Annotated in this window: 16 protein-coding genes; 1 reads left to right on the forward strand and 15 read right to left on the reverse strand. The window is 71.1% G+C overall.

The annotated features are described in order from the left end of the window. Window positions 1-91: 91 nt before the first annotated feature. The 14 genes from ACGFML_RS27295 to ACGFML_RS27360 all read right to left on the reverse strand — a co-directional run bounded on the left by ACGFML_RS27295 (window position 92) and on the right by ACGFML_RS27360 (window position 15,011). Window positions 92-931: a hypothetical protein gene (locus ACGFML_RS27295; RefSeq protein ID WP_393548013.1), complete on the reverse strand. Its 840-nt coding sequence runs from the start codon at window positions 929-931 to the stop codon at window positions 92-94. Between the two features lie 62 nt (window positions 932-993). After that, window positions 994-2,646, reverse strand: a complete 1,653-nt coding sequence (pgi, locus tag ACGFML_RS27300; RefSeq protein WP_393548423.1) for a glucose-6-phosphate isomerase — start codon at window positions 2,644-2,646, stop codon at window positions 994-996. A 59-nt stretch (window positions 2,647-2,705) separates the two neighbouring features. Further along, window positions 2,706-3,980 carry an MFS transporter gene (locus tag ACGFML_RS27305; protein WP_393548015.1) on the reverse strand — a complete coding sequence of 425 codons (1,275 nt, stop codon included), beginning with the start codon at window positions 3,978-3,980 and terminating at the stop codon, window positions 2,706-2,708. A gap of 156 nt (window positions 3,981-4,136) precedes the next feature. Further along, window positions 4,137-4,472: an RNA polymerase-binding protein RbpA gene (locus ACGFML_RS27310; protein ID WP_006606296.1), complete on the reverse strand. Its 336-nt coding sequence runs from the start codon at window positions 4,470-4,472 to the stop codon at window positions 4,137-4,139. 159 nt (window positions 4,473-4,631) lie between these two features. Further along, window positions 4,632-4,868: a preprotein translocase subunit SecG gene (secG, locus tag ACGFML_RS27315; protein ID WP_362712178.1), complete on the reverse strand. Its 237-nt coding sequence runs from the start codon at window positions 4,866-4,868 to the stop codon at window positions 4,632-4,634. A 111-nt stretch (window positions 4,869-4,979) separates the two neighbouring features. Next, window positions 4,980-5,756 (reverse strand): triose-phosphate isomerase, encoded by a 777-nt coding sequence (gene tpiA, locus ACGFML_RS27320; protein ID WP_393548018.1) that lies wholly within the window; start codon window positions 5,754-5,756, stop codon window positions 4,980-4,982. A gap of 5 nt (window positions 5,757-5,761) precedes the next feature. Then, a complete protein-coding gene (locus tag ACGFML_RS27325; RefSeq protein WP_393548020.1) occupies window positions 5,762-6,964 on the reverse strand; it encodes a phosphoglycerate kinase in 1,203 nt (400 codons plus the stop codon). 115 nt (window positions 6,965-7,079) lie between these two features. Next, entirely contained in the window at window positions 7,080-8,084 is a 1,005-nt protein-coding gene (gene gap / locus ACGFML_RS27330; protein ID WP_393548022.1) for a type I glyceraldehyde-3-phosphate dehydrogenase, read from the reverse strand. A 255-nt stretch (window positions 8,085-8,339) separates the two neighbouring features. After that, complete coding sequence (whiA, locus tag ACGFML_RS27335) at window positions 8,340-9,329, reverse strand: DNA-binding protein WhiA (protein ID WP_030988539.1); 990 nt, start codon at window positions 9,327-9,329, stop codon at window positions 8,340-8,342. After that, on the reverse strand, window positions 9,320-10,381 hold the full coding sequence (yvcK, locus tag ACGFML_RS27340) for a uridine diphosphate-N-acetylglucosamine-binding protein YvcK (protein ID WP_393548024.1): 1,062 nt from the start codon (window positions 10,379-10,381) through the stop codon (window positions 9,320-9,322). Before yvcK ends, whiA begins: the two co-directional genes overlap by 10 nt. Next, window positions 10,378-11,322: an RNase adapter RapZ gene (gene rapZ, locus ACGFML_RS27345; RefSeq protein WP_393548026.1), complete on the reverse strand. Its 945-nt coding sequence runs from the start codon at window positions 11,320-11,322 to the stop codon at window positions 10,378-10,380. Before rapZ ends, yvcK begins: the two co-directional genes overlap by 4 nt. Continuing rightward, window positions 11,319-13,370, reverse strand: a complete 2,052-nt coding sequence (uvrC, locus tag ACGFML_RS27350; RefSeq protein WP_393548028.1) for an excinuclease ABC subunit UvrC — start codon at window positions 13,368-13,370, stop codon at window positions 11,319-11,321. The genes rapZ and uvrC overlap by 4 nt, the downstream gene beginning before the upstream one ends. 164 nt (window positions 13,371-13,534) lie before the next feature. Further along, window positions 13,535-14,374 carry a hypothetical protein gene (locus tag ACGFML_RS27355; protein ID WP_393548030.1) on the reverse strand — a complete coding sequence of 280 codons (840 nt, stop codon included), beginning with the start codon at window positions 14,372-14,374 and terminating at the stop codon, window positions 13,535-13,537. Window positions 14,375-14,378: 4 nt separating this feature from the next. Next, window positions 14,379-15,011, reverse strand: coding sequence for a papain-like cysteine protease family protein (locus ACGFML_RS27360; RefSeq protein WP_393548031.1), 633 nt, complete (start codon window positions 15,009-15,011; stop codon window positions 14,379-14,381). A 241-nt stretch (window positions 15,012-15,252) separates the two neighbouring features. Between ACGFML_RS27360 and ACGFML_RS27365 the strand changes: the two genes are divergently transcribed. Beyond that, window positions 15,253-16,191, forward strand: a complete 939-nt coding sequence (locus ACGFML_RS27365; RefSeq protein ID WP_393548033.1) for a hypothetical protein — start codon at window positions 15,253-15,255, stop codon at window positions 16,189-16,191. Window positions 16,192-16,212: 21 nt separating this feature from the next. On the opposite strand, the gene ACGFML_RS27370 is transcribed toward ACGFML_RS27365, so the two are convergent. Then, a complete protein-coding gene (locus tag ACGFML_RS27370; RefSeq protein ID WP_393548035.1) occupies window positions 16,213-16,626 on the reverse strand; it encodes a Rieske (2Fe-2S) protein in 414 nt (137 codons plus the stop codon). Between the last annotated feature and the right edge of the window lie 11 nt (window positions 16,627-16,637).

Raw genomic sequence — 16,637 nt, forward strand, 5'->3', positions numbered from 1 at the left:
TCCTCCACACCTACAACCACCACCGCTGCCACACCGCACTCAACGGCCAACCACCCATCACCCGCGTGAACAACCCTCCGGGTCAATACACCTAGGAGTGCGAACTGCCGCCCGCGTACGGGTTCCCCGGCGGCTGCCCGTATGCCGGCGGCCGGCCGCCGTGCCGCTGGGGCGGGACGGCGCCCGGCCGCGCCGGTCGGTGGGCCGTCCCCGGGTGGTCCCGCAGCCGGATGCCGTGGAGGCGGCGCAGCCGGCGCATCTCCAGCAGGGCGATCGCGGTGACCAGCACCGGCGCCCCGAGGACGAAGACCACCCCCAGCCGCAGACCGAGACCGCGCAGATCGCCGGTCACCAGGTCCGGGACGGCCATCAGCCAGGACGCGACGGAGGCGAGGACGGGCGGCAGTGCGCGGTGGATGGCCGCGGTACCGAAGAAGTTGCCGTTGATCCGGATCCCCGCGGCACCTACGAACCACATCAGCCACAGGACCACCGGCACGAGCGGCAGGAGGTGCGATTGGCCCCAGGCGTACATGAGCAGCAGGGTTCCCACCGCCGCGCCGATGAAGAACAACAGCAGCCACAACGAACCCAGCAGCCGTGGTCGCAGCGGCCGCAACGGCCCGCCGCGGCGCCAGACCAGGAGCATCACCCCGACGGTCAGCGGCGCGACGAGCAGCAGGACCCCGCAGGCGACCACGAGGTTCTCCAGGATCCGGGTGAACGCGAAGTCGTGGGCGACGAAGGTGTAGACGCCCGCCGCCACCATCAGCCCGGCGATGATGCGAAGGCGCTTGAGCCGCTCCACGAGCGGGTCGTCCACCTCCGGTATCCAGCCCGGCTGGAACACCCACCAGGCCGCGTGCTGCGGCCACACCAGGCTCGTGCCCGGCCGTGTCTCGCCACCGGCACCGCCCCTGGCCCGGACCATCGCCCCACTCCCCCGAACGTGTCCCCACTCATGATCGTCCGGGGGATCCTATGCGACGGCGGTCAACGCCCGCGCAGCTCCCGGTACTTGGCCACCAGGCCCGCCGTGGAAGCGTCCAGGCCCGGCACCTCGGCGCCCTCCGTCAACGCGGGCTCCACACGCTTGGCGAGCACCTTGCCCAGCTCCACGCCCCACTGGTCGAAGGAGTCGATGTTCCAGACCGCGCCCTGGACGAACACCTTGTGCTCGTAGAGCGCGATCAACTGGCCCAGCACCGACGGGCTGAGCTCCTTGGCCAGGATCGTGGTGGTGGGGCGGTTGCCCTTGAAGGTCTTGTGCGGCACCAGTTCCTCGGCCACTCCCTCGGCGCGCACCTCCTCGGGCGTCTTGCCGAACGCGAGGGCCTGGCCCTGCGCGAAGAGGTTGGCCATCAGCAGGTCGTGCTGGGCGACCAGGCCCGGCAGGAGATCGGCGACCGGCTCCGCGAAGCCGATGAAGTCGGCCGGGATCATCTTCGTGCCCTGGTGGAGCAGTTGGTAGTAGGCGTGCTGGCCGTTCGTGCCGGGCGTGCCCCACACGACGGGGCCCGTCTGCCAGCCGACCGGATCGCCCTGGCGGTCCACCGACTTGCCGTTGGACTCCATGTCCAGTTGCTGGAGATAGGCGGTGAACCGGGAGAGATAGTGGCTGTAGGGCAGCACCGCATGCGACTGGGCGTCGAAGAAGTTGCCGTACCAGATGCCCAGCAGGCCCATCAGCAGCGGGGCGTTCTCCGCCGGCGAGGCGGAGCGGAAGTGCTCGTCGACGAGGTGGAAGCCGGCCAGCATCTCGCGGAAGTGCTCCGGACCGATCGCGACCATCAGCGAGAGGCCGATCGCCGAGTCGAAGGAGTAGCGGCCGCCGACCCAGTCCCAGAACTCGAACATGTTGTCCGGGTTGATGCCGAACTCCGTGACCTTCTCGGCGTTGGTCGACAGCGCCACGAAGTGCTGGGCGACGGCGTCGGCACCCGCGCCGAGCCCGGTCAGCAGCCAGTCGCGGGCCGAGGTGGCGTTGGTGAGGGTCTCGATGGTGGTGAACGTCTTGGACGCGATGACGAACAGCGTCTCGGCCGGGTCCAGGTCCCGCAGCGCCTCGTGCAGATCGGCGCCGTCCACATTGGACACGAAGCGGAACTGCATGTCCCGGTGGGTGTAGGCGCGCAGCGCCTCGAACGCCATCGCCGGACCCAGGTCGGAACCGCCGATGCCGATGTTGACGACCGTCTTGATACGGCGGCCGGTGTGGCCCTTCCAGTCTCCGGAGCGGACCCGGTCGGCGAAGGTGCCCATCCTCGTCAGGACGTGGTGCACTCCGGGGACGACGTTCTCGCCGTCGCTCCTGACGACCGCCGAGGCGGGCGCGCGCAGCGCGGTGTGCAGCACGGCACGTCCCTCGGTGACGTTGATCTTCTCACCGCGGAACATCGCGTCCCGCAGCTCGGCGATCCCCGTCGCCTCGGCCAGTTCGCGCAGCAGCCGCAGCGTCTCGTCGGTGACCAGGTGCTTGGAGTAGTCCAGGTGCAGATCGCCGACCTGAAGGGTGTAGCGCCGGGCGCGCTCCGGGTCACGGTCGAACAACTCCCGCAGATGCACCTCCCCGAGCTGCTCGCGGTGCTTGCTCAACGCGGTCCACTCAGGCATCTGGTCGAGCCTGCTGCGGCTTTCGGCGTTCATCTCGGACATCAGCCTTCTTCGTCTCGTACCGGCACCCCGCCGGCTCCCAACCTAATTGATCAGGGCGCGGTATGAGGTATCTGTCCGCTGTCGGAAGGCGAGCTGTCGGCAGCGTTGCGTACGGGTATCAGCACGGCCGCGCCCAGCCCGAGCAGCCCGGCGGTCAGCAGGGCGGGGGTGCGGGGGCCGCACGCCGCGGCGGCCGCACCGCCGAGCAGCGCTCCCAGCGGGGTGCCGGCGACGGAGACGGTACGGAACGCGGCGCCGATCCGGCCGATCATGCCGGCGGGGCTGCGCTGTTGCACGACCGTGGTCTCCAGAACGCTCCACACCATGCTCGCGAAGCCGAACACCGCGAGCGAGGCGACGGCCGGCCACAGCGACCGCAGCGTCCCGAGGGCCACCAGCACAGCCGCCTGCAGCAGACCGGCGAGGAGCAGGGTGCGGGCCTGGCCGCCGAGCGCGGCGACCACCCGCGCGGCGAACAGCCCGCCCAGCACCATCCCGATGCCGTAGCCGGTCGTCACCGCCGCATAGCCGAAGTCCCCGGCGCGCAGCCAGTCCTTGACCACCACCACGAGAGTGGCGATCAGCGCGCCGATGCCGATGTTGCCCAGCGCCACCGACAGGCTGAAGGCGCGCAGCACCCGGTCACGCCACAACGCCCGGGTGCCGTCGACGATTTCGCGCCGCAGGGTGCGTCCGGAGCCGGCCGGCGGGCGGGCCTGCGGGGTGGTGCGCAGCGAGGCGACAAGGACGGCGGCGACGACGTACGTGGCGGCGTCGGCCAGGAACGGCACCGCGGCCCCCAGCGCGATGAGCGCCGGCGCCAACGGCCCCCCGACGAACCGGCCCAGTACCTGCTGCCCGGTCAACAGCCGGGCGTTGGCGGCCGCCAACGCCTCCTTGGGCACCACCACGGGCAACAGCGCCGTGGCGGCGTTGTCGAAGAGGGTCTGGAGCGTGGTGAGCGTGCAGGCCAACACGATCAGCAGGCCGATGCTCGCCCCGCCCAGCGCCACCACCAGCGCGAAGACCGCCGTCAGCAGCCCGCGCAGCAGATCCACCGCCCACATCGCCCGCCGCTGGTCCACCCGGTCGGCGACCGCGCCGCCCAGCAGCCCGAAGCACAGCCAGGGCAGGAATTCGCAGGCGGTGACGAGCGAGATCTGCACCGGCGAACGCGTCAGGTCGTAGGCCAGCAGCGGCAGGGCCGTACCACGCAGCGCGTCACCGAAGCGGGAGACCGCCGCCGCGCTCCACAGCCGCCCGAACCCGCCCCGCCAGTCCGGCACGCCGATACCCCGCGCACCGCTCACCGCCGCCCCCGACATCGCCGCCCCCGTCCCGCGTTCCCTCCCGTACGAGAACGGTAGGGGCGACCACTGACAACGGGCCTCGGTCAGCTGCCCCATCCGCTGCCTCAGACGCGCAGCGGCCCGGCCGGAGGGTGTCCCTCCGGCCGGGCCGGGCAGTGTTCTTCGGAAGGCTCAGATCTCGCCGCGGAGCTTGGCCAGCGCCTCCGCGAGAATCGCCTCGCCGTCGGCGTCGCTGCGGCGCTCCCGGACATAGGCGAGGTGGGTCTTGTACGGCTCGGTGCGCGGCGGGTCCGGCGGGCTGTCCCGGTCCTTGCCGGCCGGGAATCCACAGCGGGGGCAGTCCCAGGTGTCCGGCACCTGTGCGTCGCCGGCGAAGCTGGGCTGCGTCTCGTGCCCGTTGGAGCACCAGAAGGAGATGCGGGTGCGCGGCGCGGACTCGCCGCGCTCGGCCTCCCCCATCGGCCCCGCCCCGACCCGACTTCCTCGGATCGCGTTGCCACTTGCCACGGTCGTAACTCCCTGCGTAATGGTGCTGCCAAGCATCTCTCAGAGCAGCTGCGCTGCGGGCGCTCCAGTCTACGTAAGGCCCAACGCGCGTCCAGTGACTGGAGTTACACCCCGCCCAAGGACGCCGCCCTCATGATAGGCCGCGCCTCCGACGGTATGTCAGTTACCGAGCTTCATCAGAATGCCGAGGACCACGATGCACGCGAACCACAGCAGACCGATCACGACGGTGATGCGGTCGAGGTTGCGCTCGGCGACCGAGGAGCCACCCACCGAGGACTGCATACCACCACCGAACATGTCGGACAGGCCGCCGCCCTTCCCCTTGTGCATGAGCACCAGCATCATCAGCAGCACGCTGAAGACGATGAGGGCGATCGAGAACCCGATGACCACGGCTGGACCAACTCTCTGGGACTGGTTGAAATGGTGCGGGGCCGGGTGGCGCGATGAACGCCGGACCCGGCCCCGACAGAGTACGACGGGCCGGGCCCGTCGTCATAGCTGCTACTGGTCGCGGAAGCGGACGATCTTCACAAACTCGTCCGCGTCCAGCGCCGCGCCGCCGATCAGCGCGCCGTCGACATCCGGCTGTGCCATGATCGCCGCGACGTTGCCGGACTTGACCGAGCCGCCGTACTGGATGCGGACCTTGTCGGCCAGCTCCTGGCTGTAGAGCTCGGCGAGGCGGCCGCGGATCGCACCGCAGACCTCCTGCGCGTCCTCGGGGGTGGCGACCTCGCCGGTGCCGATGGCCCACACCGGCTCGTAGGCGATCACGATGGTCTCGGCCTGCTCGGCCGGGACGTCCAGCAGGCCGCCGTCGACCTGGGCGAGGGTGTGCGCGACCTGGTTGCCGGCCTTGCGCACGTCCAGGCCCTCACCGACGCACAGGATCGGGGTGAGGCCGTGCTTGAAGGCGGCCTTGACCTTGGCGTTGCAGATCTCTTCGTTCTCGCCGTGGTACTGGCGGCGCTCGCTGTGCCCGACGGTCACGAAGGTGCACTTGAGCTTGGCCAGCATGGCACCGGAGATCTCGCCGGTGAACGCGCCGGCGTCGTGCGCCGAGATGTCCTGGGCGCCGTACTTGATCTTGAGCTTGTCGCCGTCGACCAGGGTCTGCACCGACCGCAGGTCGGTGAAGGGCGGCAGGACGGCGACCTCCACGGCGTCGAAGTCCTTGTCGGCGAGCGCGAAGGCGAGCTTCTGGACGTGGGCGATGGCCTCGAGGTGGTTGAGGTTCATCTTCCAGTTGCCCGCCATCAGCGGAGTGCGGTCAGTCACGTTGTTCAGTCCTCCAGAGCGGCGAGGCCGGGGAGCGTCTTGCCCTCGAGGTATTCGAGGCTGGCGCCGCCACCGGTCGAAATGTGGCCAAAAGCGTTCTCGTCGAAGCCGAGCAGCCGGACCGCCGCGGCGCTGTCGCCACCGCCGACGACCGTGAAGGCCGACGAGTCCAGCAGCCCCTGGGCGACGGCCTTGGTGCCACCGGCGTAGTCGGGGTGCTCGAACACGCCCATCGGACCGTTCCAGAAGACGGTGCCGGCGTCGGCGACCTTCGCGGCGTAGAGCTCGCGGGTCTTGGGGCCGATGTCCAGGCCCTCCTGGTCGGCCGGGATGGCGTCCGCGGCGACGGTCGTGGGGTTGGCCGGGGCCTTGGTCTTCAGATCCGGGAATTCGGCCGAAACCAGTACGTCGACGGGAAGGACGAACTCCACGCCGCGCTTCTCGGCCCGCGCCAGGTACTCCAGGCACACCGGGACCTGGTCCTCCTGCAGCAGCGAGATGCCCACCTCGTGGCCCTTGGCCTTGAGGAAGGTGTATGCCATGCCGCCGCCGACCAGGATGCGGTCCGCCTTCTCCAACAGCTGGTCGATCACGGCGAGCTTGTCGGAGACCTTGGCGCCGCCGAGCGCGACCACGTAGGGACGCTTGACGTCCTCCGTGAGCTTCTTCAGGACGCCGACCTCGGTGGCGATCAGGTCGCCGGCGGCGTGCGGCAGGCGCGCGGGCAGGTCGTAGACGGAGGCGTGCTTGCGGTGCACGGCCCCGAAGCCGTCGCCCACATACAGGTCCGCGAGGGCGGCGAGCTGGTCGGCGAAGGCGCCGCGCTCGGCGTCGTCCTTGCTGGTCTCGCCCGCGTTGAAGCGGAGGTTCTCCAGCACGGCCACCTGGCCGTCGGCCAGGTCCGCGGCCACGGCCCGGGCGGACTCACCGACCGTGTCGGTCGCGAAGGCGACGTCCTGTCCGAGGATCTCGCCCAGCCGTGCGGCCGCGGGGGCCAGCGAGAACGCCGGGTCCGGGGCGCCCTTGGGACGGCCCAGGTGAGAGGCGACGATCACCTTGGCGCCACGTTCGGTGAGCTTGGCGATCGTCGGGGCGACGGCGCGGATCCGGCCGTCGTCGGTGATGGTGGTGCCGTCCAGCGGCACGTTCAGGTCGGCGCGGACGAAGACCCGCTTACCGGCTACCTGGAGGTCGTCGATCGTCTTCATGAGGAGTGACTCCATCACATGGGTCGGTCGGTCGCGGAACGGGGCCCGTACGACGCCTCATCGCGTCGCACGAGCCCCGTCCCCACATCTCGGTGTCTCGGGTGTCAACCAGAGATCAGAGCTGGCCGCCGACGAAGGTGGTCAGGTCCACCAGGCGGTTGGAGTAGCCCCACTCGTTGTCGTACCAGCCGACGACCTTGACCTGCTTGCCCTGCGACATCGTCAGGGAGGAGTCGAAGGTGCAGGAGGCCGGGAAGTTCACGATGTCCGAGGAGACGATCGGGTCCTCGGTGTACTCGAGAATGCCCTTGAGCTGACCCTCGGCGGCCTTCTGGAAGGCCGTGTTGATCTCGTCCTTGGTGACCTCGCGGTCGAGCTCCAGGACCAGGTCGGTGACCGAACCGGTGGGCACGGGCACGCGCATCGCGATGCCGTCCAGCTTGCCCTTGAGCTGCGGGAGGACCAGGGCGGTGGCCTTGGCGGCACCGGTCGAGGTCGGGATGATGTTCTCCGCGGCGGCGCGGGCGCGACGCAGGTCGCTGTGCGGGAAGTCCAGGATGCGCTGGTCGTTGGTGTACGCGTGGACCGTGGTCATCAGGCCCTTGACGATGCCGAAGTTCTCGTCGAGCACCTTCGCCATCGGCGCCACACAGTTGGTGGTGCAGGAGGCGTTGGAGATGACGTGGTGGTGGGCCGCGTCGTACTTGTCCTGGTTGACGCCCATCACGATCGTGATGTCCTCGTCCTTGGCGGGCGCGGAGATCAGGACCTTCTTGGCGCCGGCCCGGATGTGCTTCTCGGCGTCGGCCTTCTTGGTGAAGATGCCGGTCGACTCGATGACGATGTCGGCGCCGAGCTCGGCCCACGGCAGGTTGGCCGGGTCGCGCTCGGCCATCGTCTTGAAGGTCTGGTTGCCGACCGTGATGCTGTCGTCGGTGTGGCTGACGGCCTGCTTGAGACGACCCAGGATGGTGTCGTACTTGAGCAGGTGGACCAGGGTGGCGTTGTCGGTCAGGTCGTTGACACCGACGATCTCGATGTCCGCACCCTGCTCCAGGAGCGCGCGGAAGTAGTTACGACCAATGCGGCCGAATCCGTTGATGCCTACGCGGATCGTCACGAACCGATCTCCTCGTTGGTACGCCGGCGCAGTTACCGGCGAGCTGTATGGGATGTCCCCGACCGCCTCCGACCCTACCCCCTGCACGAGACGTACGTGACATTGACATCGGCGGCCAAAGATGCTCAAGTGAGCGCCCTTCAGCCCCTCTGACGTCCGTCTCTCCGCACCCCGTCACCGCGTCCGCATGCAGAGGCGCCCCCGGTGCCCAGTGCGGGCGCCGGGGGCGCGTACGGAGAAGGATCGGCTCCGGTTTCAGCCGACCATGCCTTCGGCGAGCTCCTCGGTGAGGGTGGACTCGGTGCCGGGGATGCCGAGGTCCTGGGCGCGCTTGTCGGCCATCGCCAGCAGCCGGCGGATCCGGCCGGCGACGGCGTCCTTGGTCAGCGGCGGATCGGCGAGGGCCCCCAACTCCTCCAGGGACGCCTGCTTGTGCTCCATGCGCAGCCGGCCGGCCGCCGCGAGGTGTTCGGGGACCTCCTCGCCGAGGATCTCCAGAGCCCGCTGGACCCGGGCGCCCGCGGCGACCGCGGCGCGCGCCGACCGGCGGAGGTTGGCGTCGTCGAAGTTGGCCAGGCGATTGGCGGTGGCGCGGACCTCGCGGCGCATCCGCCGCTCCTCCCACGCGAGTACCGACTCATGGGCGCCGAGCCGCGTCAGCAGCGCGCCGATGGCGTCACCGTCACGGACGACGACGCGGTCCACGCCACGCACCTCTCGGGCCTTGGCGCCGATGCCCAGCCGGCGGGCGGCGCCGACCAGGGCGAGCGCCGCCTCGGGCCCGGGACAGGTCACTTCCAGGGACGAGGAACGGCCGGGCTCGGTCAGCGAGCCGTGCGCCAGGAACGCACCTCGCCAGGCCGCCTCGGCGTCACACGTAGCCCCGGAGACCACCTGCGGGGGCAGGCCGCGGATGGGACGGCCGCGGCCGTCCACCAGGCCCGTCTGCCGCGCCAGCTGATCGCCACCGGCCACCACCCGGACCACGTAGCGGCTGCCGCGCCGCAGGCCGCCGGGGGCCATCACCACCAGGTCGGAGGAGTGCCCGAAGATCTCCAGGATGTCCTTGCGCAGCCGCCGGGCAGCGATGCCCGTGTCCAGCTCCGCCTCGATCACAATGCGTCCGCTGACCAGGTGCAGACCACCCGCGAACCGCAGGATCGACGAGACCTCCGACTTCCGGCAGCAGGTCCGGGTGACGGGGAGCCGGGAGATTTCATCCTTCACCGCAGCCGTCATCGCCATGGGCCGATCCTTCCATGCATCCGAAAAATACGGTCGTACGCGGCTGCCAGCAGCTCCGGGTCGTGCCGGTCCGGGGCCGGTCCGGCACTCGGCCGGATGTCGTCTCCTTGTGCGGCGACCGCAGCCAGCTCGACCTCGCTGCCCACCAGCTGCTTGGCGGCAACCGTCAGACCTTCGATGTCGGGCACGGCGGCCTTGTCGGCCAGCACCACGTCGAAGGCGAGTTTAGGGGCGTGTCGGGCCAAAACCTCCAAATGACGCTGCGGTGAGAAGCCATCGGTTTCGCCCGGTTGGGGAGCAAGGTTGAGCGAAAGGACCTTTCGGGCCTTGGTCTCCTCCAGGGCTTCGCGCAGTTCCGGCACCAGCAGATGCGGGATCACGGACGAGAACCAGGACCCGGGGCCCAGAACCACCCAGTCGGCGTCACGCACCGCGGCGACCGCCTCGGGCACGGCGGGCGGGTCCTCGGGGACCACGTGGACGGACTGCACCTCGCCGCGGGTGAGCGCGACGGTGGCCTGGCCGCGGACCGTGGAGAGCTCTTCGGGGCGGGCCGGGTCGTGCCCCCTGACCTGGGCCTGGAGCTCCAGCGGCACCGCCGACATGGGCAGCACCCGGCCGTGCGCGCCGAGCAGCTTGCCGACCAGGTCGAGGGCCTGGACGTGGTCGCCGAGCTGTTCCCACAGGGCGACGATCAGCAGATTGCCGACCGCGTGGTCGTGCAGCTCGCCCTCGGACTGGAAGCGGTGCTGGATGACCCGCGCCCAGGTCTGGCCCCAGTCGTCGTCGCCGCACAGCGCGGCCAGCGCCTTGCGCAGGTCGCCGGGCGGCAGCACACCGAGCTCGTCACGGAGCCGACCGCTGGAGCCGCCGTCGTCGGCGACGGTGACCACGGCCGTCAGGTCGCCGGTGATCCGGCGCAGCGCCGTCAGCGACGCGGACAGGCCCATGCCGCCGCCGAGTGCCACCACCTTGGGAGTGGCGCCCTTGGTGGCGCGGCCGCTGGGGACGAACCTGCGGACCCGGCGCAGCCGCGGCGTTCGGCCACTCATTCGCGCCCCATGTCCCGGTGGACGACGACGGTCTCGACCCCTTCGGTCACCAGGCGGCGGGCGAGCTTCTCGGACATCGCCACGCTGCGGTGCTTGCCGCCCGTGCAGCCGACGGCGATGGTCACATAGCGCTTGCCCTCACGGCGGTAGCCCTCGGCGACGATGCGCAGCAGCTCGGCGTAACCGTCCAGGAACTCCTTGGTGCCGGGCTGGCTGAAGACGTAGTCGGAGACCTCGTCGTTCAGGCCGGTGAAGGGGCGCAGCTCGGGGACCCAGTGCGGGTTGGGGATGAAGCGGCAGTCGATGACCATGTCGGCGTCGACCGGCAGGCCGTACTTGAAGCCGAAGGACATCACCGTCGCGCGCAGCTCGGGGGCCTCCTCGCCGGCGAACTGGGCGTCCAGCTTGGCGCGCAGCTCATGGACGTTGAGGCTGGAGGTGTCGATCACCAGATCGGCGTCGCCGCGGAGTTCACGCAGCAGATCGCGCTCGGCGACGATGCCGTCGACGATCCGGCCGTCGCCCTGGAGGGGGTGCGGGCGGCGCACCGACTCGAAGCGGCGGACCAGCGCCTCGTCGGAGGACTCGAGGAAGACGATGCGGCGCTTGACGTTCTGCGCGTCGAGCGTGGCCAGGGACTCCTTGAGATTGGCGAAGAAGCGGCGGCCGCGGACGTCGACGACGACGGCGATCTTGCCGACGTTGCCCTGCGAGCGGGCGCCCAGCTCGACCATCGGCGGGATCAACTCGGGCGGGATGTTGTCCACGACGAACCAGCCGAGGTCCTCCAGGCACTTGGCGGCCGTGCTGCGGCCCGCGCCCGACATGCCGGAGATGATCACCAGCTCGGGGATCGCGGCGCTCTCGCCCTGGTCGGTCGTGCCCGTACTCACCTGTGCACCGTCTCTCTCGGTTTCCTGCGCTTCGTGCGGTGTGCTCATCGGTCCTGCCCCCGTTCTGCTGACAACGTGGCCGAGGGGGCCCCGTCATCTTCAATGATCTCTCCTGTGGCGGTGTTCACCGCGGGGGCGGACGGTGCCGCCCCGGCCAGCGCCGCCGCGACCGTCTCCGCGGTCTTGCGGCCGACGCCCGGGACCTCGCAGATCTCGTCGACGGTGGCGGCCCGCAGTCTCTTGAGCGAACCGAAGTGTTTGAGCAGGGCCTGGCGGCGGGTCCCGCCCAGGCCGGCGACGGCGTCGAGCGGGGAGGACTTCAGCCGCTTGGTGCGCTTGCTGCGCTGGTAGCCGAGGGCGAAGCGGTGGGCTTCGTCACGGACGCGCTGGAGGAGGTAGAGGCCCTCGCTGCTGCGCGGCAGCACCACCGGGTCGTCGTCATCGGGCAGCCAGACCTCCTCCAGGCGCTTTGCCAGGCCGCAGACGGCGACATCGTCGATGCCGAGCTCGTCCAGGGCGCGGCGGGCGGCCGCCACCTGGGGGGCGCCGCCGTCGACGACCACCAGCTGGGGTGGATAGGCGAACCGCTTGGGGCGCCCTTCCTCGTCCGTGGGGCGGCCGCCCATCGCGTCGGGGGTGCCGTTGTCCTCGACCGTGGCGTCGGTGGGCGGCTCCTCCGTCCACTCGCCGGACTTCTGTTTCTCCTGCAGATAGCGCTTGAAGCGGCGGCCGATGACCTCGTGCATGGACCGGACATCGTCCTGCCCCTCGAAGGTCTTGATCTGGAAGCGGCGGTATTCGCTCTTCCGGGCGAGGCCGTCCTCGAACACCACCATGGAGGCGACGACGTCCTCGCCCTGGAGGTGGGAGATGTCGAAGCACTCGATGCGCAGCGGGACCGTGTCCAGGCCGAGGGCCCGGGCGATCTCCTCCAGGGCGCGGGAGCGGGTGGTCAGGTCCGAGGCGCGCCTGGTCTTGTGCAGGCCCAGCGCCTGCTGGGCGTTGCGCTGGACCGTGGCCATCAGGTCCTTCTTGTCGCCGCGCTGCGGGATGCGCAGCGAGACCTGGGAGCCGCGGCGGCCGGACAGCCACTGCTGAACCGGTTCCTCGGGCTCGGGCAGCGCCGGGACCAGGACCTCCTTGGGGACGGCGTCGCCCCGCTCCTCGCCGTAGAGCTGTTGCAGGGCGAGCTCGACGAGCCCGGCGGTGGTGACGGCCTCCACCTTGTCGGTGACCCAGCCCCGCTGGCCGCGCACCCGGCCCCCGCGGACGTGGAAGATCTGGACGGCGGCCTCGAGTTCGTCCTCCGCGACGGCGATCAGATCGGCGTCCGTGGCGTCCGCGAGCACCACGGCGCTCTTCTCCATCGCCCGCTTGAGCGCGCCTATGTCGTCCCGCAGCCGGGCGGCGCGTTCGTACTCCAACTCCTCCGCCGCGTCCTGCATCAGCCGCTCCAGACGGCGGATGTACGCGCCGGTGCGGCCGGCCATGAAGTCGCAGAACTCCTCGGCGAGTTCGCGGTGCTCCTCGGCGGAGATGCGCCCCACGCAGGGGGCCGAGCACTTGCCGATGTAGCCGAGCAGGCAGGGACGGCCGATCTGGGCGGAGCGCTTGAAGACACCGGCGGAGCACGTACGCACCGGGAAGACGCGCAGCATCAGGTCGACGGTCTCCCGGATGGCCCAGGCGTGGCCGTACGGTCCGAAGTAGCGCACGCCCTTCTTCTTGGCGCCGCGCATCACCTGGGCCCGGGGGAACTCTTCGCCCAGGGTCACCGCGAGATACGGATAGCTCTTGTCGTCGCGGTACTTGACGTTGAAGCGGGGGTCGAACTCCTTGATCCAGCTGTACTCCAGCTGGAGCGCCTCGACCTCGGTGGAGACGACGGTCCACTCCACCGAGGCGGCGGTGGTGACCATCGTGCGCGTGCGCGGGTGGAGTCCGGCCAGGTCCTGGAAGTAGTTGGCCAGGCGCTGACGCAGGCTCTTCGCCTTGCCGACGTAGATGACCCGGCCGTGGTCGTCCCGGAACTTGTAGACCCCCGGCGAGTCGGGGATCTGTCCCGGCTTGGGTCGGTAGCTGCTGGGGTCTGCCATGACCACCACCCTACTGACCGCCACCGACATTCACCGGCCCCGGACCGTTCCGGCGCCCGGCACCGGGGGCGGCGGCCGCGGACCCGCGCGGCGTGCGGGCGATACGGGAGGGGCACGCCGCGCGGGGAGGGTACGGGCGGGCTCCCGGGAGCCGCCGGGCGGCGTCAGCCGCTGTGCCGCCGGCGCAGCGCCGCGGCGCCGCAGAGGGCGAGCGCCAGCAGGGCCGCGGTGCCCGCGACGGACGAGGCGGCGGCGACCGGGAAGCCGCCGTCCGCCGTCGCACCGGCCTGGGCGGGCTCCTCGCGGGGGCCCACCTCGGCGGGCACGGGCCGGGGCCCGTACCCCCCGGCCTCGCCGCGCCTGTCGTACGCGGAACCGGGCAGCTTGTCGCCGTACGCCGCGGCCACCCGCTTCCGGTACGCGGCCACGGTGCTGCCGTGTGCCCCGACGGCCTTCCTGGCGTCGGCGTCCAGCGGCTCGACACGGTCGCCGCGCTGCACGTACCAGGCATTGATCTGCGGCTCCTGGAAGACCGTGCCGGTCCGGCCCCCGGCGGCCGCGTAACGGGTCTCGTCGTCCCCGTCGGCGATGTTGACGACCTTCCAGGCGCTGCCCCGCCGCACCGTCCACACCGAGGCGGTCCGCCCGTCGGAGGCCACCGCCTTGCTGGCGAGGAACTCCAGCCGGGCGACGGGGGCATGGGCCCGGCCACGGACGAAGTCCGGGGACAGCAGGTAGACGGGGACGGCCCCGCCCTCGATACGCGCTCTGCCCGGTGCGGCCGGGCGGGCGCCGCGGTGGCCCGGCTCGCGGGCGAAGAAGCGGGCGAGGGTGTCCAGGGTGGCGGGGGCGGCGGCCGCGTCGTGGGCGGCGGTGACGCTCGCGCGGGCCGGAGCGGGCGGTGCGGGGGTGTCGGCGGCCTCCGCCGCGTACGGGGCGAGACCGATGAGGGCGGCGGCCAGCGTCCCGGTGGCGGCAGCGCGGACGGCGGTGCGCTTCGTCATGGCCTCAGGCTCCTATCCGGTAGAGGGAGTGCGTCCAGGAGAAGGAGCTGCCGTTCACGTAGTAGTCGAAGTCGCCCCAGTTGTAGCGGCTGTTGGAGGCCCAGGGGTCGCCCCAGTAGACCCAGTTCCGGTCCGTGTCGAAGCCGTAGATCACATGCATGTGGCCACCGCCGGAGGCCCACTGGATACGGGTCTCGACGGGCCGGTCGGCGTTGATCTCGCTCTGCACGGTGCTGTAGCGCAGATATCCGGTCACATAGGAGCCGGAGTTGATGCCCATCCAGTCGAAGGCGTTCTGCACATTGCCGAGCGTGGCCTGGTTGTTGGGGCAGGTGGTGTCCTGCTGGCGGCCGAAGGCGGCGTTGCAGAACTGGTTCTGGCTGTAGTTCCTGCCGTACCAGGACGCGATGGTGTTGCCGGAGCCGGCCCAGCACCAGTTGGTCTGTTCCTGGGCCTGCATCGAGATGTCGAGGCGGTTGGTGGTCGCCGCTTTCGTGGGGGCGGCGTGTGCCGGAGGCGTGGCCGCGGAGGCGGCCGTTCCGGACGACGCGGTGAGCGCCGCGCACGCGGCGGCGGTGAGCACCGCCGCCGACAGCCGTCTGCGGCGCGCACGAGGGGGATGGGGAACACGGGTCATGGCGTTCCTCCCGGTGAAGGGGGTGAGGGGGTGAGAGGAGCGCATCCGGATGCTGCTGAGGAGCATCGGGTGTTGTCGCAGGCAGGTCAACACGCTTCAATGCGGGGTGACACGGGGGTGTGTACGGACCGGCCCGGATGTGAACGCCCGGTGCCCGGCGTACTGCAGTGCAAGGCAGTCAGCGCAGGCGGCGTGCGATCCGGTTGTGAACGTTCACGCGCGCGCCGGAGGATGTGAGGCGATGGCACAGAACACTCCCGAGCCGGCCGACCTGGCGCAGCTGCTGCGCACCGGCCCGTTCCATCTGGCGCTGCGCAGCGCGCTGACCGCACGCGGTCTCGCCCTGACCCGCGTCCAGCACAAGCTCGCCCAGCGCGGCATCAAGGTCGGGGTGACCAGCCTCAGTTACTGGCAGCAGGGCGCCCGGCGGCCGCAGCGCCCCGAGTCCCTGCGCGCGGTGCGCGCACTGGAGGAGGTCCTGGAGCTGCCCGCGCGCTCGCTCCACCGCCTCCTGGTCCCCGAGGGCGGCGCCCGCCCCGAGGCGGAACGGCCGGTGGCGCGCTCGTACCGTTCGCTGGTGGCCCCCGCCGGCGCCCTGCAGCAGCTGTTCGCCGAGCTGGAGACCCCGGCGGACGGCGGGCTGCACACCGTCGGACACCACGAACGGGTCAGCATCGGGCCCCGCCGCGAGCTGAGCGCACGAGAGTCGCTGCAGGTCGTCCGCGCGCACCGGGACGGCGTCGACCGCTATGTCGCCATCCACCGGGGCGACGCGGGCTGCGATCCGGCCCGGGTGCGAGTGCGGGCGGCGGAGAACTGCCGGCTGGGGCGGGTGCGCGGGGACGCGGACACCGGTGTGGTGGTCGCCGAGCTGCTCTTCGACGCCCGGCTGCGGGCCGGTGACACCCATGTCTTCGGGTACGTCTTCGAGGACGGCAGCGGCGGTCCCAGCACCGAGTACGTGCGCGGCTTCAGCTTCGCGGGCGGCCAGTACGTCCTTCAGGTGCGGTTCGACGACGCGGCACTGCCGGTGCGCTGCCGACGCTTCGCCCAGGTCTCGGCGGGCGCCCCGCGCGGCGCCCAGCAGGAGCTGACGCTCGGCGGCACCCACCGGGCCGTCCACCTGGTGGAGCAGGGGGTACGGCCCGGGATACTGGGCATCGGCTGGGACTGGGGGTAGGGCCGCCCGGCCGCGGTGGCCTCAGCCGGCGATCAGTTTCCCACCCTTGGCCTTGACGGGCACCTCGGGCAGCGGCTCGGTCGCCGGGCCCTCGACGACCTCGCCGGTGGTCACGTCGAAGCGGCTGCCATGGCAGGGGCAGCTGCCTTCCTTCTTCTCGACCTCGGCCAGGATGCAGCCCGCGTGGGTGCACTTGGCGCTGAAGCACTTGTACGTGCCCTTGGCGGGCTGCGAGACGACGAGCCGGTCCTCGCGGTAGAGCTTGGCGCCGCCGACCGGGACGTCGGCGGCGGACCCGAGCTCGACGGGCTCGTCCGGCACCACCGACGCGTCGCCGCCCGAAGCGCCCGAGGAGCAGGCCGCCACGCCGAAGCCGGCGGCGCCCGCGAGCGCGGCCCCGCGCAGCACGGTTCGGCGGGCGGGGGACTGGCTCATGGGACGCTCCA

The sequence above is a fragment of the Streptomyces sp. NPDC048650 genome (assembly GCF_043199095.1).
Taxonomy (GTDB): domain Bacteria; phylum Actinomycetota; class Actinomycetes; order Streptomycetales; family Streptomycetaceae; genus Streptomyces.

Bases quoted from the DNA above. Each gene is read 5' to 3' on its own strand.
- ACGFML_RS27355 (WP_393548030.1), bottom strand. From the start codon at position 14,374: ATGACGAAGCGCACCGCCGTCCGCGCTGCCGCCACCGGGACGCTGGCC.
- pgi (WP_393548423.1), bottom strand. From the start codon at position 2,646: ATGAACGCCGAAAGCCGCAGCAGGCTCGACCAGATGCCTGAGTGGACC.
- rapZ (WP_393548026.1), bottom strand. From the start codon at position 11,322: ATGAGCACACCGCACGAAGCGCAGGAAACCGAGAGAGACGGTGCACAG.
- ACGFML_RS27295 (WP_393548013.1), bottom strand. From the start codon at position 931: ATGGTCCGGGCCAGGGGCGGTGCCGGTGGCGAGACACGGCCGGGCACG.
- ACGFML_RS27305 (WP_393548015.1), bottom strand. From the start codon at position 3,980: ATGTCGGGGGCGGCGGTGAGCGGTGCGCGGGGTATCGGCGTGCCGGAC.
- ACGFML_RS27325 (WP_393548020.1), bottom strand. From the start codon at position 6,964: ATGAAGACGATCGACGACCTCCAGGTAGCCGGTAAGCGGGTCTTCGTC.
- ACGFML_RS27370 (WP_393548035.1), bottom strand. From the start codon at position 16,626: ATGAGCCAGTCCCCCGCCCGCCGAACCGTGCTGCGCGGGGCCGCGCTC.
- whiA (WP_030988539.1), bottom strand. From the start codon at position 9,329: ATGGCGATGACGGCTGCGGTGAAGGATGAAATCTCCCGGCTCCCCGTC.
- ACGFML_RS27360 (WP_393548031.1), bottom strand. From the start codon at position 15,011: ATGACCCGTGTTCCCCATCCCCCTCGTGCGCGCCGCAGACGGCTGTCG.
- uvrC (WP_393548028.1), bottom strand. From the start codon at position 13,370: ATGGCAGACCCCAGCAGCTACCGACCCAAGCCGGGACAGATCCCCGAC.
- yvcK (WP_393548024.1), bottom strand. From the start codon at position 10,381: ATGAGTGGCCGAACGCCGCGGCTGCGCCGGGTCCGCAGGTTCGTCCCC.
- ACGFML_RS27365 (WP_393548033.1), top strand. From the start codon at position 15,253: ATGGCACAGAACACTCCCGAGCCGGCCGACCTGGCGCAGCTGCTGCGC.